Origin of the sequence: Niabella ginsenosidivorans, from assembly GCF_001654455.1 — a bacterium.
Lineage (GTDB): Bacteria > Bacteroidota > Bacteroidia > Chitinophagales > Chitinophagaceae > Niabella > Niabella ginsenosidivorans.
The window spans coordinates 5,413,521-5,437,436 of the sequence record NZ_CP015772.1; the positions used below are offsets into that span (position 1 = coordinate 5,413,521).

A 23,916-nucleotide genomic window follows, 5' to 3' on the forward strand; every position below is an offset into this window, starting at 1 on the left:
ATACACTAAACCGGCTAAAATTTATATTTTTTTACGAACCTTTATTTTACGAATAAGACTGATAAGATAATAGAGCACCCATGCTATGACAGTCCAGTATATAGCACAGGCAAGCATCCGAATCGGAGGTGGCGGGTCCGGATCGTTGAATATGGGTGCAAGGGGCCCTACCAAAACAATTTTGATAGGATATATACTATTAGCTAAAGTACGCTTCCAGCCTATTGGTGAATCCATACCCGGGAACCACTCACCATTTACGGGAACCAAAAGTAAATTAGTGATAAACACAAACGCAAAGGCCGATACAAGAAAGATAATAACAAATCTGGTTCTTGAAATTTTCATGCCACTATTTTTATGATTAAAAGTGCTTTGCATTTCAAAGTTAATATAAGTTACTTTGAAATGCAAAGTAATTTAAGAAAAATTATTAACGGTTGACGCAGCAGTAACAGCGGCTACTGTTCAATGTGCCGGATGACCCTGGCGGGGTTGCCAACCGCAAGGGAGTTGGCCGGAATATCTTTTGTTACCACGCTGCCGGCACCAATAACGCAGTTATTGCCAATGGTAACGCCGGGTAAAATGGTGGCGTTGCCGCCCACCCAAACATTATTGCCAATGGTTACAGGCCGGGCATACTCAATAGCCGTATTCCTTTCTGCTGCCTGCATCGGGTGAAGGGGAGTATAGATCTGTACCGATGGGCCAAACAGGCAGTTGTGTCCAATGGTAACAGTTGCCGAATCCAGGATAACGCAGTTATAATTAAAATAAACATCGTTACCTGCATAAATATTTTCGCCATAGTCGCAAAAAAAGGGTGGCTCTATATACAGCCCGGAACCTTGTTTGGGAAGGAACTGTTGCAGAAGGGCTTCTTTGTCGTCATCAGTAACAGCATTATTATAAGCCCGACAGAGCCGGTGCGTTTTTTCACGTAAATTCTTTATTTCCGGGTCTGCGGGGTTATAAAGTGCTCCTGCAAGCATTTTTTCTTTTTCCGTGGGCATAGCGATGCTTTTACTGGAAGATACAGGATTTTGCCGGTATAGTATGTTTCCGGATGCATGAAAAATAGACTGATAATAATCGGCATCAGGTTTTCAGCTCCGGCGGCAGCATTCCCCCGGTCATTGGTCGCACCATCTTAACCACATTTTTAATATTGCGGCGCTACGCGCCTTTGAGGGCTGTGGTTATTCGCTGCCATGAATATCTGGCTGCTCAGCAACTATGCATTCCACATAGCGCATGGTAATAATAAGCAGCGATCAATTTTATTACATCCACTCATAAGTGGTTTGTGCGGACCTGCTTTCGGCAGGCAAACCGGACAGGCAGCCGGCACTGACCCAAAAGAGCAACAATTTTTGATACCGGTTTATTATAAAGGTGCAGCGCACCGGTACCATTTACAGATCTATCGAAAACAATACAGAGCCGCAGCGCGGCGTGCTATCAATTTCCGTTTCAGGTTATCCGCGGGCATGTTGCTGCCTGGAACATCTTTTGAAGAAAATATCTGTTTTCACACAACAACCTTTGTACAGGAGGCCAACAAATTTGATGAGCGCTTCCTCTAAAAGTCTTAAATTGACAGGTATTGTGTCAGCATGCATCATTTCAATCACCAAAATGTTCTACACCCATATTTCCTGTTACGATTAACAGGCACCCATGTTAGCAAACAAAGAATTTTTTCCGTTCAAAAAGCAGCGGGGGATTGTTAATTTTGCGCCCATGCCGGCAAAAAAGTATCAGTGGTTAGTAGCGGGGTTGGTTTTTGCGATCCTTTGGTCCTCTGCGTCAACAGCAACCAAAATTGCTTTAAAGGCAGCCCAGCCGCTGATCATTGCGGTAGCGCGTTTTGGAGTGGCAGCGCTGATCATGCTGGTGATTGCGCATGGTATTTTAAGAAAGCCCCTGCCCAAAGGAAAGGAGTGGAGCCAACTGATTATATACGGGTTGTTGAATATTACGGTTTACCTGGGGCTGTATGTAATAGCCATGCAACAGGTAACAGCAAGTATAGGGGCGCTTACCGTTGCTGTAAGCCCGGTATTCATCAGCTTTATGTCTGTTTTCTTTTTAAAAAAGCCATTATCCGGCCAAATCATTCTGGCCATTTGCATCTGCCTCCTGGGCATTATAGTAGTGGCATGGCCTTTACTGGACGGGGCTTCCGTTACCCCTCTTGGGCTGACACTGCTGGTGGCAAGTATGTTGTCTTATTCTGTAGGCACTATCTATTTTTCCTCAAGAAACTGGCATGGGATGCACCTTTTTGTCATTAACGGATGGCAAACCCTTTTTGGCGGATTACTGCTGTTACCCGTTGCCCTGTTTACATATAAGCCGCTGCTTAATCATTTTACCTGGAATTTCTGGGGAGGTACCCTGTGGCTGGCTATTCCTGTTTCCATAGGTGCTGTGGCATTATGGCTGGCATTGCTGAAACAGGATGCTGTAAAAGCAGGTATGTGGTTATTTATAAGCCCGGTGTTCGGGATCATTATTGCTGCTTTGTGGATGCAGGATCCTGTAAGCATTTATACAATAGCGGGCTTGCTGCTGGTGTTGGGCGGACTGGCATTAAGTCATTTTCAGGCCCGGAAGGTCATTACTAATACCTAATTAACCGTTCATCATATAATTTTTTTTTCATAAAAAAATCTTTGTTTATATTAGCGCACCTTTACCAAAGCCTTTTGACAGCTTGTACTCAAAAGGACATCAAAATTTTTGAGGAGCTATTATTTTGTTAATGAATTTTAATAGTTATTAATTATTTATTAATGTTATGTTAGCACAACACAAACAACCTTCGCTACAGGGTAGCGAACGCGTGTCGTTTTTGCACGCACTGCTCTTATTATTAGTAGGGTTCATTCCTTTTTGCTCTTTTTCGCAACAGGAACACCAGAGCACCAGTTTTACGGCACGGTTGATGAACCTGGAGGCGGCCGTCAATGAAACATTCAGGTATAATGCTTCCCTGCATAATGGTACCAGCCATAGCGGTGTGTATGCCTTAACGGCAGATGCGCCTATTGGGTGGAATGTGGCTTTTAAGGTAGACGGGAGCCAGGTGGCTTCTTTGCGCCTGGATTCCAATAAAACACAGGACATTTCTATTGAAATAAACCCCACACCTGTAGCCAGGCCTGGTAAATATACCATACCGGTAAAAGCCGTTTCCGGGTCCGATACTGCAACGTTAAGCCTGGAAGCCGTAGTAAAAGGCTCCTACAGCGTAGAGCTTACAACGCCTACAGGCAGGCTGAGCGATGAGGTAACAGAAGGAAGCAGTAGCCTCATACACCTTGTAGTGCACAATACAGGTACCATTGCGCTGGACAACCTGGAGCTTTCTGCACAGGCCCCCTCCCAATGGGATGCTTCTTTTTCACCATCAAAAATCAACCGCCTGGAGCCGGGCCAGTCGCAGGATGTAACTACAACAGTAAAGGTGCCGGATAAAACAATTGCGGGAGATTATGTAACCACCTTTAATGTAAAAAGCCCAAATGCCAATGCAAACGCTGCCTTTCGCATAACGGTCAAAACATCCTGGCTATCCGGCTGGATCGGCATCCTGATCATACTGATTGCTATAGGGATTATTTATTATCTGATTCGTAAATATGGAAGACGATAGGCAGCTATGGAAAATCCTGTGATTGAACTGAGCGGGTTAACGAAATTTTATGGCTCCCTGAAGGCGGTGGATGATCTTTCTCTGGAGATCAGTAAAGGAGAGATCTTCGGGCTGCTGGGCCCCAATGGGGCAGGGAAGTCTACCACCATTTTAATGATGCTGGGGCTTACAGAACCGTCTGCCGGGCAGGCGCATATTTGCGGTTTTAATGCTACCCGCAACCCGATAGCAGTAAAGCGAAAAGTGGGCTATATGCCGGACAGCGTAGGTTTTTACGGCAATATGAGCGCCCTGGAAAACCTGGTATATATCGGGCGCTTAAATGGCATCCCGGAGGCGGAGGTACGGGAGCGGTCGCAGGAAATGCTGGAAGACGTGGGGCTGGGCGCTGCCATGCATAAAAAAACATCGGCATTTTCACGCGGTATGAAACAGCGTTTAGGGCTTGCCGATGTGCTGATCCGCCAGCCGGAAATTATTATACTGGATGAGCCCACCCTGGGTATTGACCCCAGCGGGGTAAAGGATTTCCTGGCGCTCATCCGCCAGCTGAGCCGCCAGCAGGGCTTAACGGTATTGCTCTCCTCGCACCACCTGCACCAGGTGCAGCAGGTTTGCGACCGCGTAGGCATTTTTGTAGGTGGTAAATTACTGGCAGAAGGAAATATTGATACATTAGCCCGCAATTTGTTTGCCAGCGAACCCTTTGTGGTAACCATTACCGTTAACAATCCGCTGTCTCCGGAGCTGGAAGCGGCATTGCTGCAACTGGAGGCTGTTAAAAAAGTGACTGTGCAAAACAGCTCAGTGGAACTTTCCTGTACGGAGCATATTACACCGGACCTGGTGCGGTTTTTTGTGCAGAAGGGATTGGACATAACCGGCGTGCAGCAGCGTGCTTATGGTTTGGATGAAATATATCAGCGCTATTTTGAAAATAATTTAAACTTGGATACTCCCGATGAAAAGTCCAGTGGTTTCTTTCAGAGGTCTTTTTTCAGAAAACGTAAAAAGCAATAGCCGGCAAATAGAAAATGCCAGTCCCTTTTCTGTTATGGTGCGGAAAGAGGTGGCAGATCATATACGCAGCTGGCGGTTTATTGTACTGCTGCTGCTGGTGGTGCTGACCTTTTTCGGGTCAATGTACATTTCACTCAGCAATATTTCCCGTGCGGTAGGCAATACCAATGACCCTGATCATTTGTTCCTGTACCTGAAGCTGCTGACAATCACCGACGGAACCCTGCCCCCATTTCATGTATTTATCGGGTTCCTGGGCCCGCTGTTAGGCATCGGGCTGGGGTTTGATGCCATCAATGCGGAGCAGAACAACGGTACGTTAACACGGTTACTGGCCCAGCCGGTATACCGGGATAACCTGTTGCTGGCAAAGTTTACCGGGGCATTGATCGTGATCAGCGTGCTCTTTTTATCATTAGGCTTATTAATGATAGGCGGTGGGCTGCTGTTTACCGGTGTAAAGATCGAGCCGCAGGAATTTTTACGCATTATTTGTTTTATAGTATTGAGTATTATTTATATAGGTTTCTGGCTGAGCCTGTCTATACTGCTTTCTGTCATTTTTAAACAGGCGGCAACCTCTGCTTTAACGGCTATCGGTATCTGGCTGTTTTTCACTATCTTTTATCAGATCCTCCTGAATCTTATTGTAAAAGCATTCCTACCGGATCCCGCATTGCTTTCCCAGGAAGAAGTAGCAAAATACAATAATGTGATCCTGACCTTTTTAAGGTTTGTGCCCAGCCAATTGTATACAGACGGAACTACAACCCTGTTGATGCCTTCTGTAAGAAGCCTGGGGCCGCTTTCAATGGAGCAGATGGCCAACGCAATCCCTGCACCTTTATCCCTGCGCGACAGCCTATTGATTGTTTGGCCCCAGCTGTGTGGCCTTACAGCCGCTACAATGGTCTGTTTTGCACTGGCTTACTACTTTTTTATGAGAAGGGAGATCCGCACCTGAGAGTATATAATAGTTTCTCGTCTGCACACATCCCGTGGAAAAACAGCATCCCGCAGCATCCGCAGACCTGCGCTGAAAAAGACAATAGTTTGAGGTGATCTGTGTTCCGAAGTCGCAAACTTTTGTAAGCATATTTAATTTTATTACTATGAAGCTGTTTCAATATAGCAGCAAACAGGCCGCTCCTAACAGAGCTCCATTATAAGGTGTTGTTATTCTTTACCAGGATTTTGTTCCTAAGGTACAGCCCTGTAAGGCGGTATTTGGGTAAAAACTTACTTTCTCAACGAATTTAGCCCCGACAGGAGTGACCTATAAAAAAGGATATTTGTGGAGTATAAATTGGAATTCAGCTTTAATGAAATGACTAAAATAAATACTCCCAATAAAAAAGCTGAAGCTTCAAAACAGCAGGAAAAAAACGCATATTGCAGGTTTCGATTATAAGATCCACGCAGCACCCATATCCCCGTTCAAATAATTACTCTTCCCGTTTGTGATTACAGTATTAATTTCGTGCTCGCCGCAATATGGCGAACATTTTATTTTGAATAAAGTAAAATGCTTTTCGGTTCGTCTCTGATAAAGAAAAGCGGGTTCCGGTATATGGAGTACCCGGAGCATAAATAATAAATATGGCAAAAAACGATCCCGCAAAACCCAGTATCATATCCCTGCTAAAACCCTACAAAGGTCTTATAGCGGCATTGCTGGTTTTTGCTTTCCTGAGCAACGGGCTGAACCTGATCATACCAAAGATCTTTCAGTCGGCTATTGACGATTTTTCGCACAACCGGTTCCGGATGCAGCAGGTAGTACTTTATTTTTTTGGTGCGGCTGTCCTTATTCTCATCCTTACCTATTTGCAAAGCATTGTGCAGACCTATGCTTCTGAAAAAGTAGCAAGAGATCTGCGGGAGCAGCTGGCTAACAAAATTTCCCGTCAGACCAATGCGTTTATACAGGAAACAAGCCCCGGCAAATTGCTGACGAATATTACCTCTGATGTAAACGCGGTAAAGACCTTTGTTTCGCAGGCTATTGTAAATATCATTTCCTCTATTGTACTGATCATTGGTACAGCCATCCTGCTTTTAAGCATCAACTGGCGGCTGGGGCTGATCGTTTTAGGGGTGATCCCCATTATTGCGCTCACCTTTATGTTTGTGTTTAAAAAAATAAAACACCTCTTCAAACGGTCGCAGGAGGTAATTGATCAGCTGAATAAGGTTATTAATGAGTCCATCCTGGGCGCTGCGCTGATCCGTGTTTTAAATGCGCAGTTCCAGGAATACAATAAATTTATGGGCGCCAGCGAGGAAGCAAAGAATTTGGGTCTTTCTATTTTGCGGTTATTTGCAACGCTCATTCCCATCATCGTATTTACCGCCAATCTTGCCGTATTGGCCGTAGTGGCTGTTGGCGGACACTATGTTATTTCCGGGTCCATGACAATGGGGGAGTTTGCTGCGTTTAACAGTTATATTGCCATACTGATCTTCCCGATCCTGCTGATCGGCTTTATGAGCAACCTTATTGCCCGCGCTTCTGCATCCTATGCCCGTATTCACCAGGTATTGCATGCACCGGATACAGCAGAAGGCGGCGATTTTGAAAAACAGCTGGAGGGCGCTATAACCGTAAAAGAAGTAACAGTTGCGTTTGGTGAAAAAGAGGCGCTGAAAGACGTTTCCTTTATGGTTGCTGCCGGGTCGCGCACCGCTGTTATTGGCCCAACAGCAGCGGGTAAAACGCAATTGTTTTATGCATTGACCACGCTTATAAAACCGCAGCAGGGTGCTATTTTGTATGACGATGTTCCTATAGAGGCGTATAACCAGGAGGTATTGCTGCGGCAGATTGGCCTGGTGTTCCAGGATGCGATCATTTTTAACATGAGCCTGCGGGAGAATATTGCTTTCAACGCCACAGTTACGGAAGAAGCCCTGCAAAAGGCGATCCGGACGGCCGAGTTATCTGATTTTATCGCGTCTCTTCCACAGGGCCTGGATACGGTGGTTTCAGAAAGAGGATCCAGCCTGTCCGGCGGGCAAAAGCAACGCGTCATGCTGGCAAGAGCGCTGGCAGGCAACCCGAAGATCTTATTGCTGGATGAATTTACCGCAAGAGTAGACCGCAATACGGAACAGCGCATCTGGAAGAATGTAGCCCGCAACTACCCCGGCATTACTATTATATCCATTACGCAGAACCTGGAGCCGGTAAAGGATTATGACCAGATCGTTTTATTGATGGAAGGAGAGCTGGTGGCAAAAGGCACACACGAAGCATTATTAAAATCAAGCCCGGAGTATAACCAGATCCTTCAAAGCCAGCAGAGCCTGAATAATTACCAGGCAGTGGAAGCATAAATACTAAATGATGCAAGCAGAAACAAACAATATTGATTATAATCTGAACAGGGAACAGAAAAGCTCCGCAGGAGCCGCATTGCGCAAAATGTTCCGGTTCATGAAAGGGGAGCAGGCCAGCCTGCTGGTGGCTTTTTTTGTAATGATGCTGAACGCCGCTATTACCATGCTGGCCCCTTACCTCATTGGTTATATTGTGGATCACTTTATCCTCAAAAAACAATATGGCCCGCTGATGCAGTATTCTGCATTATTGCTGGGCTTATATGTTGTATGGGCCGGTACGGAATATTTCCAGGCCAAGCTGATGGGGGGCGTGGGTCAGCGCATGCTGTATATTTTAAGGAATGAGGTGTTTAATAAATTACAGCAGTTACCGGTGGCCTTCTTTAACCGCAACCGGTCGGGCGATCTGATTTCCCGCATTAATAATGATACGGATACCGTAAATCAGTTTTTCTCCCAGTCGCTGATGCGGTTTATGGATAGTATTTTTTCTATGGTAGGTGTGGCGGTTTTTGTTTTGTCCATCCATTGGGAATTGGGAGCTGCTTCATTGGTGCCGGCTGTTTTTATCCTGCTGTTTGTGCTGCTGGTTTCCCCGTGGGTAAAGAAAAAAAATGCGGTCAGCTTGAAAGCCAATGGCAGCCTGAGCGCCGATATACAGGAAGGGTTGCATAATTTTAAAACCATTATTGCCTTTAACCGGCGGGATTATTTCCGCAAGCGTTTTGCAAAAGTTAATGAAGAAAATTATAAAACATCGGTTACGGCGGGCATTGCCAATAACCTCTTTACCCCGGTGTTTGGCTTTTTCTCCAATATTGCCCAGCTGATTGTACTGGCGTTTGGCATTTACCTCATCATTGAAGGACAGTTTACGCTGGGGCTGCTCATCAGCTTTATGAGCTATGTGCAGTTGTTCTACCGGCCGCTGCGGGAGCTGGCGGCTTTGTGGGCCAGCTTTCAAACCGCCCTGGCTGCATGGGATCGTATTTCCGTCATCCTTTCCCTGGAATCGGATCTTAAGGTCGTTGATCAGAACCAAACAACAATAACGGCATCCGGTAGCGTTGTGGCTTTTAAAGATGTTTCCTTTCGGTATCCGGATGGTAAAGAAGTATTGCACCACATCAGCTTTGATATGAAGCCCGGCAAAACCTATGCATTGGTAGGCCCCACCGGGGGTGGCAAAAGCACCACGGCTGCGCTCATAGCCCGGCTGTATGATCCAACAGAAGGGGTTGTTTTATTGAATGGCAGGGACATCCGCTCCTACACCAATGAGGAACGGACAAAGGAGATCGGCTTTATTTTGCAGGAGCCATTCTTATTTACAGGCACTTTAAGGGAAAATATTTTATATGGCAACCCGGAACTGGGCCGGATGGATAATGACCAGCTGTTAAAAGCCATTGCCGATGCCGGCTTGGACGATCTGCTTGCGCGGTTTGAGAAGGGCCTGGATACGCCGTTAAATGCATCGGCGGATACGGTAAGCCTGGGGCAGAAACAACTGATCGCCTTTATACGCGCGGTGCTCCGCAACCCAAAGGTGATGATCCTGGATGAGGCAACGGCTAATATTGATACGGTTACAGAAAAGCTGCTGGAAGCTATTTTAAAGCGGCTGCCAAAAGAAACCACGCTGATCATCATCGCTCACCGTTTAAATACCATTGAAAATGCAGACGAGATCTTTTTTGTAAACGCCGGTGAAGTAATACCTGCGGGCACGCTGGATCATGCCATGGACATGCTGCTGAACCAGAAAATGGCAAGCTAGAAGTACGGCCTGTAGGGTACTATACCTAAGGCGACAAATGGGACCGGGTTAACATGCCACTGTCTATTCGGGAATGGCGAAGCTCGGCTTATAGCATCATAGTTGTGCCTGTTTGTCCTCCATGTCGCCTTTGTCACCAAAAAGCGCATTATCTTACGTCAAACCCTTATTTCCCCGTCAGTTAAACGATCTCCTGAACTCCAATGGAGAAAGATTTGTTTTTGATTTAAAGAGCTTGCTGAACGATTGCGGGTGTTCAAACCCCAGTGTATAAGCCACTTCACTTACCGATAAACGGGTGGTGGACAATATCTCCTTTGCTTTTTCAATAAGCCTGCTATGGATATATTGCTGGGCGTTTTGCCCTATGAGGGAGCGCAGCATATCGCTTAAATAATTAGGTGAGAGGTTTAAGCGCGCTGCAAGAAACTGTACAGTGGGCAGCCCGTCATTTAAGGAGGTTTCCTTATTGAAATAATTGTCCAGCAGGTCTTCCAGCTTTTGCAGCAAATCGTTGTTCACAGCCTTACGGGTAATGAACTGGCGTTTATAAAAACGGTTAGCGAAGTTGAGCAAAAGCTCTATCTGTGCAATGATCACATCCTGGCTGAAATCATCGATCCGGCTGTTCAGCTCTTGTTCCATCATTTTAAAGATAGAAATAACCGTTGCTTCTTCAGTTTCTGAAAGATGCAATGCTTCATTGGCCGAATAAGAAAAGAAGCCATACTGCCTGATCTTTTTTGCCAACGGATAATTCCACAAAAAATCAGGGTGTATCAGCAGGGTATATAACGGGCGTTCTTCCGAAATATTAATAGTATCATCATTATTGCCGCCGATTACCTGGTTCGGAGAAGCAAATAACAGTCCGCCACCGTCAAAATCATAATAATGTTGTCCGTATCTTAACTTACCGCTGAACTTGGACTTGTAGGATATTTTATAAAAATGAAGCACATGCGCACCCGGCGGCCCGCATACCGCCTGGTCGCTGATCAGGCTTATCAGCGGGTGCCCCGGCTTAGGTAAGCCAAAAAACCGGTGTGCTGCCGGTATAGAATCAAACTGGTGATGGTTCACTTCCTCTTTTTTCATTTTTAAAGAATTTAAAAATGATAACTGATAATAGTACAAATATCGGTTATCATGGTTGGGCTATCCGGAATTTTTATTTCAGTTTGCCCTGTGCTGCGTTTGAAACGGTTTCCCATTGCTCCCAGGTTGCCAGCCGTTCATTATAGGCAGCGCGCACTGCCGGCAGATTATGGCTGCCCAGAAAAAAACGCAGTGGCGGGTGCTCTGCGTCCACCACTTTAAAAAGCGCTTCCGGCGTAGCATCGGGATTCCCTCTTTCCATATTTTTTAACCCCTCAACAAACTGCGTTTTAAAATGGGTATAGATGTCCAGGTTGGCTGCAAATTTCAGGGACTCCTGGCTGCCAAATTCGGTGGCATAAGCGCCGGGTTCTATAATCGTTACTTTTATGCCAAATGGTTCCACTTCCCTGGCCAGGCTTTCGTGTATTGCCTCAAATGCCCATTTGGAAGAGCAATAATAACCGATCACCGGCAACGTTACATGACCCAGGTTGCTGGATGTGCCCAGTATATGGCCGCCGCCTTGTTTCCGCAGCAACGGCAATGCCGCCTGTATAACAGCAACCGGGCCCAGGATATTTGTTTCATAAAGCGCGCGGATCTCATCCGGGCTGGCTTCCTCTATGGTGCCTACCAGTGAGTATCCGGCGTTATTAAGCACAACATCCAGCCTGCCAAAATGCGTGTGTGCCTGCTCCACGGCGGTTTTTACCTGTGCGGCATTAGTTACATCCAGTTCCAGTGTAAGCACGTTATCGCCATATTGTTCTTTAAGGGCAGCAATACTTTCCAGTTTGCGGGCGGTAGCCACAACCTTATCGCCGCGTTTCAGCGCTGCTTCTGTCCATACGCGTCCAAAACCACGGGAGGAGCCGGTGATGAACCAGGTTTTTGCCGTAGTAGTAGCCGGAATTTCATTTTGATTTGCCATAATTTTTTTAGGTTTAAATTTTATTCATCAAAATTCAGCAACTGCCGGTAGCTGATTGTAGCCGAATGCAGGGTAGTTGTAGCCAAAGCCGGGAATGCCGCTTCGCTAAGAAATACTCCTCATTCGTCCCGAACGCAGCGGAGGAATCTCTGATATTATAGAGATTTCTCCCCACTTACCAGCCGGCCTGCGCTCCGTGTCATCCCCGGTCGTATCCGATTATTTGGATGACGGCAGGAATGGGGGTACCATCCCCCACCTCCGGGGTAGCCCCCGGTACCCAAAACCCAATCGCGCGCAGGTAAAAGCTGCGCGCGCGAAGCAAAAACCTAAACTATTTAAGCTTCTTTCCCCGGCAACCTACCTGCACAGGTGGGGGTGGCCACCCTTTTACCTTTGCCGCCGAAGGCTAAAGGGTACCCCGGGGTATAAAAAAAGCTTCGCACGCGAAGCTTTTAGGTGGGCTGGTTTAGCTTTTTGCTGAACCGGTTTAGGTTTTTTCCGCAATAGTTTAGGTATTTGGTACGGTACCCGTGCCTTCCGGTAGGGGTGCCGTGCTTTTACCCTGGCCACCAAACCGTTGCCTTAGCTGCTCATGCAGGGTTTTAGTGCCCTGTACACCCGCTTCGCTGGCAGCGCCAAAAATTTTGTAAATGGCCAGGGCGCTGGTATAGGCCTCACTGCCCGCCAGCAATTGAGTGTCCGACAGTTTTTCTGCCAGTTGCTGCACCAGCAGCACCAGCTCATCCAGCGCATGGTAAAGGGCCAGGTCTTTTTTCATACCCTCCACGTTTACAAAAGCAGGCAGCAGGGCAGCATTGTTTACAGCCGCCTGTATAGCATCTTCTGTAAACACTTTGTTGTTTACATTTACTTTTGGCAGGGCTACGCGCTCCGTACCGGTAAGGCCCACTAAAAAGGGCAGGGTTTGCTCAATGGCGGTAATGTGGTCTTTTACGGTTTTTACTGCTTCGGGCGTTAGTGTGGCATCCACACGGTTAAAGGTTGCATTTGTCATAAAGGTTGTTTTAAATTGTTAGGAAAAAGAATTGTGTTGGTTGCTTGGTGCGTACTGGTTTTAAAGGCTTTTTTATAAGGTTAAAAAGAGTGCTGTATTAAAGATAACACATATAAATTATAGGCATTATATTCCAATTTATAAGATGCTGTTAAAGGTGAGGAAGCGGGGTTGGCTAACCCGGGGCAACAATTGGGGCGGGTGGAACAAGCCTCTGCCCATAAGAGGTAGAGCAGGTTGCTCCGGCCTTGTGATGTGGAATGTCTGTTTACCCAAAAGCGCAGGGCATTTATGCCGCGTCAATCTCTGGGGCAAACGCATCCATTTTTCCGGTGGCCAATAGGTCGCCGCTATGCGGCTTGTCACAACCTGGTGTTTATGTATCTATCCATATTAGGCCCCCCATAGGGGCCATATATAGGTAGCCTATATGTAAAACAAAGTATAAAGCCCGCTTGGCGGGCGACCTATTTTTAATTCTTTCATACAGGCAAGGCCAGGGCTCTGTTTATTACCTGCGCATAGGACAATATACATTTTAATAAAACCGGTCGTCCTTCCATTTAGCCGGGTTATTTAAAATATAATTTGCAATGCGGTGGTATGCCGCATCATTGCGTATGATATGTTCGTAATAATTTCGTTGCCATATTTGTGCGTTTTGCGCAAATCCGTTTTCATACCGGAACCATTTTGTAACACCAATTTTAAATCCGCGAACAATAGAACCAATGGATTGGGGAATAATATGTTGAAATTTATTTTCCGTCCCCATCTGTTGGGGTTCAAAATTTTGAACCCCAACAGATGGGGATTGTAATTCAATAATCCCATGAATATGATTGGGCATTACCACGTATTCATGCAATGCGGCGGTGGGGAAATGGGCAGGTATATCCTGCCAGCATTTTGCCGCCACCCTGCCGCCGGCGTTTAAAACCATTTCCCCATTAATTATTTGGCCAAACAGGTGTACCCTGTTATGCGTGCAGAGGGTTATAAAATATAAACCGGCCTGTGCATAATTATATCCTTTCAGGCGGATGGATTTACGGTTGTGTTTCATACGGCGATGGTGTTTGTTATGAATATATAAAAAATAGGGTATATTAGCAAAGCAATCTGTATTAGGAATGCAACCCCTTTTATTTATGAAACAATTATCGAGAAAACACCATTATATCCCCGAATTTTATTTGAATAATTTTACAAATGAAGATGGCAAATTCTACATCTATTTACCAAAAGAAAACCGGTTTAAGAAAAACGGAGAACTATTTACACCTCAAACCCACTTTTTTGAATTAGATGGGAACAACTTAATTGGCGCTGATTACGTGGATGATCATTTAGAAAAATCGTATAGCGATTGGGATAATAAAGCGGCTATTTTATTTGATAAAATAAAAACTTCGAAAGAAGAACGATTTGGTTTATCAGAAAAAGATATGCCTATTCTACAATTTTTTATTGCCCACTTGTATTGGAGAAGCCCAATGGCAAATGAATTTGCAAAAGATCTTTTAAAAAGAGAAGGGTTAAACGCTACAGGCATGATAGTAAGAAATTCCATTACAGGCGAAATTATACAGAATCATAAATTTGAAAATTATATTTCAAGCAATGAAAGCTCTTATAAATTTGTAAAACACTGGTTACCCTATCGTCTGATAACTAATTTGTTGAAAAATGATACTCCTTTAGAAATTATTACTTTCAACAATGGCATAAAGCCAAACCTGATTGGTGATAATCCGATAATATTTAGAAACCAAAGTAATGTAAATGTTTATGAAGATGATTTCATTTTACCTATTACGTCGAATAAATTTTTAATTCGAATGAAAAGAGAAGGGAGGCCGGAAAAATCAGTAATCATGATGATTGATGCGTTGTTAATCCAACAGGCGCAACAATTTGTTGCTACAACCAATGTAGAATATATTTCAATACTTAAGAATTGCCATGAATTTCAAACTGCTGACCTAAGAGAGAAATTATTTTCACAATTTTTGATTTGTGAATAATATCTTGAGATTTAATCATTTCCCCTTAAAAACAGGGTCATTAAAAAAATCAAACACTGAGATTCCGATTTCTTTACAAAATTTATTTACAGTAAGAATTGAAGCACCTTTAGTCTCCCATCTGTATTGACTTTGCTTGTCTTTATCTGTTTCGGATGCAAAAGCTGACATATGCTTACCAGTCTTTCCCCGTAAGGCTTTCATGCGAACAGCAATCTTATTTTTAATGTCAATATCGTCTTTGTCCAGCTTACGCATAATGGCAAATTTCAAAGAACAGGCATTTCAAAAGAATGAAAGTATTATTTCTGTCTTTTTATTTTTTTCATCGCCTCTTCAACTTTTGTCATAAATTTTGAAAGAGAAATGTTGTAGTATTCGCATAGTAGGCTTAGGTTACTCACAGAAATATTTCCAACAGCTGTTTCTATCCGGCCTATATGAATGGAGATATCCGTTTTGATTTTTATATCATTGACAACTTCTTCCTGGCTAAGTCCGAGCTTCTCCCGAAGCTGCTTTGCTACGATGGCAATGCCTGTTAATAGTATGTCATTCCGATACTGACTCATGTATTGCAAAGAGAAGATGAAAAAAAGTTTTGCACAATGACATATTTGTCATTTTTTCTTTTTATATTTGGGTTGTTATATTTTTGAATTACTTCTTAAAAAGAAAAAGAAGCAATTCACTTTAAATCTCGAATAGAAAACTGGTAATTTTCAAAGGGACGGGATGATAAGTGAAATGCCCATGTTATGGCGTGGGCTCTCTTATCCGTTCCGGGTATACCAGTACCTCTATTCGGTAAGTTGAGCACCACGCCTTTTTTTGTGCGGGTGCCTGGCCTAAAACTTTTTTGTTATGGACAACGCCGTTACTACACCTGTACAAAACACCAACCCCCATTTTAATGAAACCCAATGGCTGCAGGCCCTGTTTTTGCTGGCAGAGGCGCAAGGCTGGCTGCAGCAATTGCAGGAAGGGCTTATTTGGCAGCTGCCGGTAAAGCGCCGTAAAAAGCTGCTGCGCCAAAGCTGGTACCTGAGCGCTAAGGCGCTGGCGCATATTGTGGAACGTCATTACTGCAAAGCGCCACACAGCGCGCAAACGCCGCTAACCGGCAGGTTTATTATACCCCTGCCACAAATTGTGGACTGTATAAAGGCTGCCGGCCGGCAACCGCCCCGGCCGGTACCTCGCAGCCGCCACCTGCAACGGGTATGGGATGCAGGTATGGCTATAGGTTATGACCCCGCTGGCAATGCCGTAACCACTATTACGGTAATTGCCAGCACCAGCGGGGAAATTATTACGGCTTTCCCCGGCACTATGCCGCCGTAAGACCTATGAGGTTTTCAAAAACCTTATAGGTCCTCCTATACCTCACCTAAAAACGAAACACATGAAAGACCCAACAACAACCGATCCTTTTCATACAGAAAGCTGGAGCCAGGAGTGCACCACCAATCCCTACCGGGTATTTACCCTTTGTTTTGAACATGCCGGGGATATTGACCTGCTCCGCAAACTATTGCTGCACCTGCCGCTTTTTATTGATCAGTTTAAGCCCGCAAACAAAATACCGCCTTACCGGATCTGCTGTGCCTTTATGGCCATTAACTCCGTTATTGATGCGGCCTATTCTATTTATACAAAAAAAGACCAGATACCTGTAAAAGAACCGGCAGCTTTTAAATACTTTTTTCAAAATGACGCCCCGCCCGGCCAGCGCAGCTTTGCTTCTTATTTTATTACGGAAGAGGAATACGTACAGCTTTACAAAGTGTTGCGGAAATTTTTTAACTATCAGCCCCGGGAGGGCTGGAAAGCTGATCTGCACGCACTACTGTATCACAGCTTAACAAACAGGGCAATTGGCGTTGAAATGAATGTGTTTGCCGTATGGTTTTATATTACCAAACTGCTGGAAGCGGCGTGGCTTGTTGCTGAACGCTGATGCGGGTTGCGTGGCTGGTGCGTGCGGACAAGCACCAGGGCAATAGTATGACGAACAAAAGTAGAGCCGTTCCCCTGACTGCAACGCCCGCCTGACCGGGCGGGCAATGGAGCCGAAGCCCGCCCGGCTGAACGCTATTCGGACGGGGGCTCTCATCAGTTGGTATTGCTGCATTACAGAGATGCTTTGGCTACGTTACACTTTGCTCTGCATGGTCTGTAGCCCTCACTATTACATTCTAAAAGTCGCAAACTACGTTCCTATTGTCGGAAATGCCCCTGCTGCAAGCGTTTCGTTCGTTTTAATTTTGCTTAGTCACTAACCTGAAACAAATAAAGTATGAACAGTATTAACAATACTCTTGCCGGGCTTGAGCTGGCCCAGATCGGCTGGGTGGTGCCGGACATTGATGCCGCCGTAAAATTCCTTGCAAACGCCCTGGGCATAAAGGGTTTTCCCCAACCGGAGCAGGTGCGCGCACAGGACCTGGATATGACCTATTATGACAAGGTTGTGCCGGGAGAGTGGCTCACCACACAAACCTATAATGGAGGCACCTTTATTGAATTGGTTCAGCCCCTTTCTGGTCAAAGCATGTTTCATGATTACCTGGCCCGGTATCCCGCAGGCGGTACGCAGCACCTGGCCTTCCGTTTGCCGGTAAGTAATTTTGAGCGGGTGACTACTGATCTGCACCGGCAGGGTTATGCCCTCCTTAGCCAGGTAAACCATCCCATTGCACGTATGGCTTTCTTTGATACGTACCAAACATTGGGCGTTGCCACCGAAATCATGGGCATAACGCCGGAAGGGTGGAAAGCCATTGAACAAATGCAGAAAGCCCGGTGAGGATTGGATTATTCATCCGGTGCTGCCTGTAATGCTTAATTATGATAAGTAGACTGAATAAATTTTGCTACATTATCATGCAGCTCTTTAAGCGATTCCTTATGCAGGTACACCATATGGCCGGATTTGTACTGCGCGTACTGGATGTTTTTTTGTAGCTCCGCAGGCATCGGCAAATGCTGCATTTCATAAATGCCCTCAAAATAAGGGGTGCCCAGGTCAAAATAACCGGCATTCAGCATTACTTTCAGATCCGGATCATAGATCATTGCGCGCGCCAGGTCGTTCATTACATTGGGGAAGCCTACAAAACCTCTTCTTTTAAAATCCCAGGGGTGCACGTTCCCAAAGGTTTTGTAATCCAGCTCTTTTCCAAAATTTAAGGTGGTGCGCATATAATTGTTGAAGGTAGCGGTAAAGGGCGCATCAATATAAGCGTCCATAGGATCATACTCTGCATATTCGCTCAACGGATCAATAGCCTTTCCGGAAAAGCGGGAGTCCAGCCGGCCGGTAATGCTGGAGCTATCGCCCAGCAGGGTTTGCTCAAACTGCGGGCCAATGATGCGGAGGTTGGCTTTTTTAATATAATCTACCGGCAGGCCCGTGTAATTATGCAATTTTTCTGCTATCTTATTAAAGGAAGCAGCATCCAGTGTTGCTCCTTTATTTAATGCAACCGCATAGTCATTCAGCGCAAATTGTTCCACTTCCCTTAAAAAAGGCTCCAGTTCCGCGGGTTGGTTAGGTATTTTATGATGGTACCATGCAGTGGCTGCAAAGGAAGGTAAAACCAGCTGAAAGGGAAGCCCGTCTCCGGGGTTCTGGGAGGTAGTCTCTGTCATTAACCCGTATGTGAGCAACTGAGAAAGGAGGATCACGCCATTGAGCCCAATGCCTCTTTGCAGTAAAAGGTTGGATACTACAGCGGAACGGAAAGTACCGTAACTCTCGCCAAACAGGTACTTCGGCGAATTCCAGCGATTATTTTCGGTAATAAATTTCTGAATAAAATCAGTAAAAGCAGTACCGTCCTGATCGATCCCGAAGAAATCTTTTGGTGTGCCGGCACCGCCCATTTCTTTTGTGATGATCTTTCCAAAGCCGGTTCCGGGCGCATCTATAAACACAAGATCACTTACATCCAGCAGGCTGAAGTCATTGTTCACCGTGCGGAAGGGTGCTTTGGTACGACCCTGCTCATTCAAATATACTTTTTGCGGTCCCCAGGCGCCCATATGTAACCATAATGTGGCACTTCCCGGGCCTCCATTATAAATAAACGTAATGGGACGTTGAGATTTATCTTTTTCATCTGCCTTGTAATAATAGGTGTAGGACATGCTGATGGTAGGCTGATCGTCAGCGTTTTTTAAAACCAGCAAACCCGCTACGGCTTTATAGCTGATGGCTTTTCCTTCCACGGTCACGGTGCCGGATGTTTCCGATTTGTGTGGCTTTTTGTAGTCAAAAGAAGCAGCTTTTTCCGCTGTATCAGGCCTATGGGCCGTTGTATCTTTTTTATTCTGGGCTTGCAGGTTGGTGAATAGACCCAAAACGAGTAAGCCTGCCAGGAATTTTTTCATGCAATAGGTTTAGATGAATGAAATTATTTTATTAAAACAAATATAACAGAACATAATGATATGTTAAGCAATATTGGTATGAACGGTGAAAAATGAAGGTTTTCATTTTTAGCTGGCCGGTTCGGTATAAGTTTAAAGGGCTTCTGTAAAAAATATCTGTTAATGCATCAATGTTTTCAGGTAAAGGGTGAACAAAAGCGATAAGAGAATTGCAGAGGCCGGCAGGATGTTTTTAACTGTTGCATTATGAACAGCAGGGTGCGGGATAGCAGGCAATGATTTAAAAAAGAATTGCTTTAATCTTTTGTAGTCGGTCAGCAGAAGATAGGTAATACCTGTTGTCTGCAAAACAGATTGTGTAAGGGCGCCTGCATTCATATGATAACAGATATTTATGAGGGTGAGATTCAGCATTAATGGGAATAGTACAAAAGCTGCAGCCAGCATAGTTCTGCGAAATAACAGGCAATAGGAGCCAAGGATCTGGATAGTTGCTACAATGATCCCAAAACTGTGTGAATAACCAAAGTAAATACCAGGTCAGCCATTCGCCGGATTGCAGGAAAGGCTTTTCCTGGCCAGCGAATTCTCTTTCATATTGCAATTTGTTATTAAGAAGCAATACCCGGAAAATTCCATAAAATAAAAAAAGGAACAGTTAGCCGTTGCTGCTAATGTCAATCTTCTTTTATCCGGCAGGTGAATTTTCACCGGCAACAGCATGCTTTACAGGCTTATCTGATAAGTAGTGCAATAGTTACCAGTATAAACAGGAGTGAAAGACCTGCCTTTACTTTTGCCTTATTATTATGGTTTTTAAATAGTATGAAAATACTAATTACCGGCAGAACAAACAAAGCAAACAACATTGGAATAGACAAAAGTTCAAACAAGGCGCCGATAACAACATAATGATACACATCTGCCATAATTACTTGGGTACTAAAATAGAAAACAAATGTGATGAGGCTGCCGGTAAGAGTTGCGTTATGCATAGCCGGGTTCGTGAACATAGTTGCGTGTTGTATGTTTTTCTCAAATAACAGCTGTTACAGAAAAGAATTATGTCTGTTTATAAAGCCATTGACTGTACAATGTTCCGATAAGATGTTTAAATAGTTTTTGACTTATGTCAAAAAATGATCTGTTATTTTCTGAACCTGGCTGATTTAAAATACCTTTAAACAGAATCCATATTTGCTTTCTTCAGGATAAAATTGGTGATCGTTTTTTAAATCTTTATTATAAAAAAGGACTTTCTTCATATAACGCCATTTTTCAGATATCTGCATGATCCCATTTTCAATATTATTGATAAATTTTCTCTATACTAAAACAGGCGCATTTGCTCCGGCTTTGACTGTTTGTTTTGTATCGTTTCTGTTAAAGAAGCAGGTATTTCTTTTACAAATCCCGACAGGGACTTTGCTTCCTCTTCTCTGAAGCCTTTGCGTTGCCGGGCATTGGTGATAAACAGGCGGTCCTTTGCACGGGTAAGGGCCACATAAAAAAGCCTTCTTTCTTCTTCAATGTTTACGTCTTTTCGTTGCAGCGGCGTAATGCCTTCTTCAGCACCGGCGATGAATACCACGGGAAATTCCAGCCCTTTGGATGCATGGAACGTAAGCAGGTGCACAGCATCGGTTTTCAGCCGGCCCGCATCCGTATAGGCATCCAGCAGGAGCTGCTGCAGGAACTGTTCTAAAGCTGCTCCATATTCCTTAGCCATATTGAACAGGGTTTCTTTGCGGATCAGCCCCATATCATCCAGTGTTTCATCAGGAATGAATTTCTGGAAAATAAATTTTACGGTATTTTCTGCTCCCAGTTTTGTAAGATCCTGCCCGCCAAAAAGCGCAGCAAAACGTTTTTTTTCTGCATGGGATGCCAGAAATACCTGCTTTTCATTTTTGCTCATTTTAAAGCCGTTGGTCAGCACACTATCCAGCGCTATCAGATCCCCGGCATCCAGATACCATTTGATCACATCTGTAACAAGGTGAAACGGGTAGTCGGCAAGAAAAGAAGCGGCATCACCAAAACGTACCGGTATGCCCGATTTTTTGAAGGACGAAAGCAATACGCTTCCCACAGCACGGGTACGGAACAGCACAGCAATATCTGAAAAACCATAATGACTGTCAGTATGTTTGTTACCCACGGTCAGGTTATGAAATCCGCCTACCAGCTGCTCCACTTCATTGATGATAAAAGCTGCTTCTTTATGCTCATCCTCTGCTGTATATAGTTTTATTTTATTGCTCATGTCTGTGTTTTTAACCATTAAGGAATTAAGGCTGTTAAGGTTGAATCCTTGTTGTTCTTAATGCCTTAATGGTCAATGTTGTCATTCATTCCCTCATCGCTACTAATTTTGTCGGCCTGCGTTGTGTATTATTGCTGATCACAGCGGACGCGGCTGCTACAATAACAGCAGCAGAACGGTAATTATGCTGCAATACAATTTCTTTGGCGCCGAAATCTTCACTGAAACGGAAAAACAATTGCACATCCGATCCGCGGAACCCGTAAATGCTCTGATCAGGATCTCCTATGGCAAATACATTTTTACCGTTCCCATCTGCCAGGCAGTCAGGTGCCAGGAGCTTTAAAAATTCATATTGCAGCGGGTTAATGTCCTGTAATTCATCAACAGCAATATACCGGTAACGTTCGCGGCAGGCTTGCATCCATTTAGGTTCATCATTCCATAAGCGCACCACCGTGCCAATGATATCCGCAAGATCAATTCCCCCGTTTTGCAGGGCAAAATTGCGGTAAGCGGCTGCAATACCGGCTACTTCATTCTCCGATGCTGTTTTATTATTCTCAAAATAGTGCTCCAATCCGGCAGCCAGCTTTTTGATTTCTTTTGCTTCCTTACCGGGGTATAATATTCCCAAAATGATCTCCCGGCTCTTTTCGTCATATACTTTATCCAGCTGTATATATCGTTCCTGTAAGATAGCAAAACAAATGGAGTGGAAGGTGCCTGATGTAATACCCTCTGATCCGTCTTCAAGCACAGCTGCCAGGCGTTCTTTTAGTTCATCAGCCGCTTTGTTGGTAAAGGTAACCGCCAGCACTTCCTGCGGTTTTGCATTTCTTTGCCGGATACAATGCGCTATCCAACTGATGAGCGTTTTGGTTTTTCCCGTACCGGGGCCTGCTGTTACCAATACCGCACCTGTTGTCTCACACGCTGCCTGCTGCGCCTCATTAAGTGCAGAGTGCCTGTTTTCTGTTGCGGCGTCTGCCGGTGTTCTTTCTTTTGACGAGGCTGTTTCTTTGTTTTTGCCCCTGGTGGTTGTAGGCCCTGCATCCATACCAAAGAAGTTCATTTGCCCCTTAAGTTGTGCCAGTTCCCCTTCCTTAAAAATTTTAATGATGCCATATTCACCATCATAACCGCCCTGCGGGCTCACCTGTTGCGTGCGCATTCGTTTAATGGCCTCTGCCACTATTATACCTGCCTTTTTCTCAATATCCTCAATAGGTGTTTGTTTCAATAAGGTAAACTCATTGCCGAAGGAAGAGATGGTTTGCTGAAAGGCTTGTTGCACCGCTTTGCTGGAAGGCGAAACATTTTTGATCTCAGAAAGTATTTCCGGCAATGGAATAATATAATCAAAATTTGCCGCGCCTTCGGGCCTTTGCGGCTGTTTACGGTCAGAAAGTTCGGTAACGCGGTGCAGCACACCAATAGTAAGCGGCTGCCCGCATTTGGGACAGATATTTTTATGACGGATGCTTTCTTCCGGTTCAAAGCAAACGGCACATTTGCGATGACCATCCATGTGGTACTTTCCTTCTTCCGGGAAAAACTCATAGGTGCCCAGGAATCCCTTTCCTGCCTGCCGGTCGGCAGGTTTGCTTTTCAGCGCATCAAACAAGGCATAATAGCTTCTTTCGGTATCAAACAGGTTGGCTTCCCTTCCTAATTTTTGCGGGGAATGCGCATCTGAATTAGATACCAGGGTATATTGATCCAGCATGCTTAGCCGCCAGTTCATTTCAGGGTCGGAAGATAAGCCGGTTTCCAGGGCAAAAATATGGCCCGCCAGATCGCGGAAGCATTCTTTTACGCTATCGTAACCGGATTTAGAGCCGAACATGGAAAACCAGGGCGTCCATATATGCGCAGGGATCAGATGGGCATGTTCGGATGTTTCCAGGACGATCTCCAGCAGATCGCGTGCCGGTAATCCCAGTATAGGCCGGCCGTCTGCCTCCAGGTTGCCGATCTGCGCCAGCTTTGCATTGATGCGGGCCACGGTCTCAAAATCGGGGGCATATACACAGTTGTGATTTTTGCGCACTTTATCGCCATGCTTGTATATGGAGCTGATCTCGGAAGTAAGACAGAAACGTACATCAATATCTTTACACTTAAAACCGGGTACTGACTCTTTCGGAGGGTTTTTCAGCCGGAACAACCCTGTGCCATCCGGCTCCAACTTTTCTTTCAGCTCTTTGAACCAGAGCGGATGGGTAAAGTCGCCCGTGCCAACTACATGAATGCCTTTGATACGTGCCCATTGATAAAGTGTTTCCAGGTTCAGATCTTTGCTGGTGGCACGTGAATAATGGGAATGCAAATGAAGGTCGGCAATATAGAACATGATACTAAAATGAGCG

The 23,916-nt window shown here is 45.0% G+C and carries 22 protein-coding genes; 11 read left to right on the top strand and 11 right to left on the bottom strand.

Annotated features, from left to right (window positions below):
- Positions 1-461: 461 nt before the first annotated feature.
- Positions 462-1,016 (bottom strand): sugar O-acetyltransferase, encoded by a 555-nt coding sequence (locus tag A8C56_RS22870; RefSeq protein ID WP_067760999.1) that lies wholly within the window; start codon positions 1,014-1,016, stop codon positions 462-464.
- 198 nt (positions 1,017-1,214) lie between these two features.
- Here A8C56_RS22870 and A8C56_RS22875 point away from each other — a divergent pair, with 198 nt between their 5' ends.
- From A8C56_RS22875 to A8C56_RS22905, 7 genes are all read left to right on the top strand, one after another.
- Positions 1,215-1,589, top strand: a complete 375-nt coding sequence (locus A8C56_RS22875; protein WP_067761001.1) for a hypothetical protein — start codon at positions 1,215-1,217, stop codon at positions 1,587-1,589.
- Between the two features lie 94 nt (positions 1,590-1,683).
- Positions 1,684-2,640 carry a DMT family transporter gene (locus A8C56_RS22880; protein WP_245645668.1) on the top strand — a complete coding sequence of 319 codons (957 nt, stop codon included), beginning with the start codon at positions 1,684-1,686 and terminating at the stop codon, positions 2,638-2,640.
- A gap of 166 nt (positions 2,641-2,806) precedes the next feature.
- The gene (locus A8C56_RS22885) at positions 2,807-3,664 is read left to right on the top strand and encodes a COG1470 family protein (protein ID WP_067761003.1); all 858 of its coding nucleotides are present in this window, start codon (positions 2,807-2,809) and stop codon (positions 3,662-3,664) included.
- 6 nt (positions 3,665-3,670) lie between these two features.
- The gene (locus tag A8C56_RS22890; RefSeq protein WP_067761005.1) at positions 3,671-4,684 is read left to right on the top strand and encodes an ABC transporter ATP-binding protein; all 1,014 of its coding nucleotides are present in this window, start codon (positions 3,671-3,673) and stop codon (positions 4,682-4,684) included.
- Positions 4,626-5,648 (top strand): ABC transporter permease, encoded by a 1,023-nt coding sequence (locus A8C56_RS22895; RefSeq protein ID WP_084490365.1) that lies wholly within the window; start codon positions 4,626-4,628, stop codon positions 5,646-5,648. The genes A8C56_RS22890 and A8C56_RS22895 overlap by 59 nt, the downstream gene beginning before the upstream one ends.
- Positions 5,649-6,283: 635 nt before the next feature.
- Entirely contained in the window at positions 6,284-8,020 is a 1,737-nt protein-coding gene (locus A8C56_RS22900; RefSeq protein ID WP_067761009.1) for an ABC transporter ATP-binding protein, read from the top strand.
- 7 nt (positions 8,021-8,027) lie between these two features.
- Positions 8,028-9,806, top strand: coding sequence for an ABC transporter ATP-binding protein (locus tag A8C56_RS22905; protein WP_245645670.1), 1,779 nt, complete (start codon positions 8,028-8,030; stop codon positions 9,804-9,806).
- Between the two features lie 177 nt (positions 9,807-9,983).
- Here A8C56_RS22905 and A8C56_RS22910 read toward each other — a convergent pair whose 3' ends face one another.
- From A8C56_RS22910 to A8C56_RS22925, 4 genes are all read right to left on the bottom strand, one after another.
- On the bottom strand, positions 9,984-10,904 hold the full coding sequence (locus A8C56_RS22910) for a helix-turn-helix domain-containing protein (protein WP_067762486.1): 921 nt from the start codon (positions 10,902-10,904) through the stop codon (positions 9,984-9,986).
- Positions 10,905-10,977: 73 nt separating this feature from the next.
- On the bottom strand, positions 10,978-11,838 hold the full coding sequence (locus tag A8C56_RS22915) for an SDR family NAD(P)-dependent oxidoreductase (protein ID WP_067761010.1): 861 nt from the start codon (positions 11,836-11,838) through the stop codon (positions 10,978-10,980).
- Between the two features lie 511 nt (positions 11,839-12,349).
- Entirely contained in the window at positions 12,350-12,856 is a 507-nt protein-coding gene (locus tag A8C56_RS22920) for a hypothetical protein (RefSeq protein ID WP_084490366.1), read from the bottom strand.
- Positions 12,857-13,394: 538 nt separating this feature from the next.
- Positions 13,395-13,922 (bottom strand): transposase, encoded by a 528-nt coding sequence (locus A8C56_RS22925; RefSeq protein WP_067761011.1) that lies wholly within the window; start codon positions 13,920-13,922, stop codon positions 13,395-13,397.
- 85 nt (positions 13,923-14,007) lie between these two features.
- Between A8C56_RS22925 and A8C56_RS22930 the strand changes: the two genes are divergently transcribed.
- A complete protein-coding gene (locus tag A8C56_RS22930) occupies positions 14,008-14,883 on the top strand; it encodes a DUF4238 domain-containing protein (RefSeq protein WP_067761012.1) in 876 nt (291 codons plus the stop codon).
- A 15-nt stretch (positions 14,884-14,898) separates the two neighbouring features.
- Here the strand turns inward: A8C56_RS22930 and A8C56_RS22935 are convergent, their stop codons facing one another.
- On the bottom strand, positions 14,899-15,141 hold the full coding sequence (locus A8C56_RS22935; protein ID WP_067761013.1) for a hypothetical protein: 243 nt from the start codon (positions 15,139-15,141) through the stop codon (positions 14,899-14,901).
- A 44-nt stretch (positions 15,142-15,185) separates the two neighbouring features.
- On the bottom strand, positions 15,186-15,455 hold the full coding sequence (locus A8C56_RS22940) for a helix-turn-helix domain-containing protein (RefSeq protein ID WP_179946954.1): 270 nt from the start codon (positions 15,453-15,455) through the stop codon (positions 15,186-15,188).
- Between the two features lie 292 nt (positions 15,456-15,747).
- On the opposite strand from A8C56_RS22940, the gene A8C56_RS22945 reads away from it, so the two are divergent.
- The 3 genes from A8C56_RS22945 to A8C56_RS22955 all read left to right on the top strand — a co-directional run bounded on the left by A8C56_RS22945 (position 15,748) and on the right by A8C56_RS22955 (position 17,692).
- Positions 15,748-16,227 (top strand): hypothetical protein, encoded by a 480-nt coding sequence (locus A8C56_RS22945; RefSeq protein WP_067761014.1) that lies wholly within the window; start codon positions 15,748-15,750, stop codon positions 16,225-16,227.
- 61 nt (positions 16,228-16,288) lie between these two features.
- Positions 16,289-16,843, top strand: coding sequence for a hypothetical protein (locus A8C56_RS22950; protein WP_067761016.1), 555 nt, complete (start codon positions 16,289-16,291; stop codon positions 16,841-16,843).
- Positions 16,844-17,182: 339 nt separating this feature from the next.
- Positions 17,183-17,692: a VOC family protein gene (locus tag A8C56_RS22955; RefSeq protein WP_067761018.1), complete on the top strand. Its 510-nt coding sequence runs from the start codon at positions 17,183-17,185 to the stop codon at positions 17,690-17,692.
- Positions 17,693-17,727: 35 nt separating this feature from the next.
- Here A8C56_RS22955 and A8C56_RS22960 read toward each other — a convergent pair whose 3' ends face one another.
- From A8C56_RS22960 to A8C56_RS22985, 4 genes are all read right to left on the bottom strand, one after another.
- On the bottom strand, positions 17,728-19,278 hold the full coding sequence (locus A8C56_RS22960; protein WP_067761020.1) for a S10 family peptidase: 1,551 nt from the start codon (positions 19,276-19,278) through the stop codon (positions 17,728-17,730).
- A 159-nt stretch (positions 19,279-19,437) separates the two neighbouring features.
- On the bottom strand, positions 19,438-19,656 hold the full coding sequence (locus A8C56_RS22965) for a hypothetical protein (RefSeq protein ID WP_157098073.1): 219 nt from the start codon (positions 19,654-19,656) through the stop codon (positions 19,438-19,440).
- Positions 19,657-20,608: 952 nt separating this feature from the next.
- Positions 20,609-21,544, bottom strand: coding sequence for a 3'-5' exonuclease (locus A8C56_RS22980; protein WP_218917217.1), 936 nt, complete (start codon positions 21,542-21,544; stop codon positions 20,609-20,611).
- Between the two features lie 85 nt (positions 21,545-21,629).
- Positions 21,630-23,900 (bottom strand): UvrD-helicase domain-containing protein, encoded by a 2,271-nt coding sequence (locus A8C56_RS22985; RefSeq protein WP_084490368.1) that lies wholly within the window; start codon positions 23,898-23,900, stop codon positions 21,630-21,632.
- Positions 23,901-23,916 lie beyond the last annotated feature (16 nt).

What these genes read in the sequence shown, in the direction of transcription:
- A8C56_RS22895 (WP_084490365.1), top strand. Translation starts at nt 4,626, where the DNA reads ATGAAAAGTCCAGTGGTTTCTTTCAGAGGTCTTTTTTCAGAAAACGTA.
- A8C56_RS22900 (WP_067761009.1), top strand. Translation starts at nt 6,284, where the DNA reads ATGGCAAAAAACGATCCCGCAAAACCCAGTATCATATCCCTGCTAAAA.
- A8C56_RS22940 (WP_179946954.1), bottom strand. Translation starts at nt 15,455, where the DNA reads ATGAGTCAGTATCGGAATGACATACTATTAACAGGCATTGCCATCGTA.
- A8C56_RS22890 (WP_067761005.1), top strand. Translation starts at nt 3,671, where the DNA reads ATGGAAAATCCTGTGATTGAACTGAGCGGGTTAACGAAATTTTATGGC.
- A8C56_RS22910 (WP_067762486.1), bottom strand. Translation starts at nt 10,904, where the DNA reads ATGAAAAAAGAGGAAGTGAACCATCACCAGTTTGATTCTATACCGGCA.
- A8C56_RS22960 (WP_067761020.1), bottom strand. Translation starts at nt 19,278, where the DNA reads ATGAAAAAATTCCTGGCAGGCTTACTCGTTTTGGGTCTATTCACCAAC.
- A8C56_RS22875 (WP_067761001.1), top strand. Translation starts at nt 1,215, where the DNA reads ATGAATATCTGGCTGCTCAGCAACTATGCATTCCACATAGCGCATGGT.
- A8C56_RS22920 (WP_084490366.1), bottom strand. Translation starts at nt 12,856, where the DNA reads ATGACAAATGCAACCTTTAACCGTGTGGATGCCACACTAACGCCCGAA.
- A8C56_RS22905 (WP_245645670.1), top strand. Translation starts at nt 8,028, where the DNA reads ATGATGCAAGCAGAAACAAACAATATTGATTATAATCTGAACAGGGAA.
- A8C56_RS22880 (WP_245645668.1), top strand. Translation starts at nt 1,684, where the DNA reads ATGTTAGCAAACAAAGAATTTTTTCCGTTCAAAAAGCAGCGGGGGATT.
- A8C56_RS22870 (WP_067760999.1), bottom strand. Translation starts at nt 1,016, where the DNA reads ATGCCCACGGAAAAAGAAAAAATGCTTGCAGGAGCACTTTATAACCCC.
- A8C56_RS22935 (WP_067761013.1), bottom strand. Translation starts at nt 15,141, where the DNA reads ATGCGTAAGCTGGACAAAGACGATATTGACATTAAAAATAAGATTGCT.
- A8C56_RS22930 (WP_067761012.1), top strand. Translation starts at nt 14,008, where the DNA reads ATGAAACAATTATCGAGAAAACACCATTATATCCCCGAATTTTATTTG.
- A8C56_RS22885 (WP_067761003.1), top strand. Translation starts at nt 2,807, where the DNA reads ATGTTAGCACAACACAAACAACCTTCGCTACAGGGTAGCGAACGCGTG.
- A8C56_RS22915 (WP_067761010.1), bottom strand. Translation starts at nt 11,838, where the DNA reads ATGGCAAATCAAAATGAAATTCCGGCTACTACTACGGCAAAAACCTGG.
- A8C56_RS22925 (WP_067761011.1), bottom strand. Translation starts at nt 13,922, where the DNA reads ATGAAACACAACCGTAAATCCATCCGCCTGAAAGGATATAATTATGCA.
- A8C56_RS22985 (WP_084490368.1), bottom strand. Translation starts at nt 23,900, where the DNA reads ATGTTCTATATTGCCGACCTTCATTTGCATTCCCATTATTCACGTGCC.
- A8C56_RS22955 (WP_067761018.1), top strand. Translation starts at nt 17,183, where the DNA reads ATGAACAGTATTAACAATACTCTTGCCGGGCTTGAGCTGGCCCAGATC.
- A8C56_RS22980 (WP_218917217.1), bottom strand. Translation starts at nt 21,544, where the DNA reads ATGAGCAATAAAATAAAACTATATACAGCAGAGGATGAGCATAAAGAA.
- A8C56_RS22950 (WP_067761016.1), top strand. Translation starts at nt 16,289, where the DNA reads ATGAAAGACCCAACAACAACCGATCCTTTTCATACAGAAAGCTGGAGC.
- A8C56_RS22965 (WP_157098073.1), bottom strand. Translation starts at nt 19,656, where the DNA reads ATGAATGCAGGCGCCCTTACACAATCTGTTTTGCAGACAACAGGTATT.
- A8C56_RS22945 (WP_067761014.1), top strand. Translation starts at nt 15,748, where the DNA reads ATGGACAACGCCGTTACTACACCTGTACAAAACACCAACCCCCATTTT.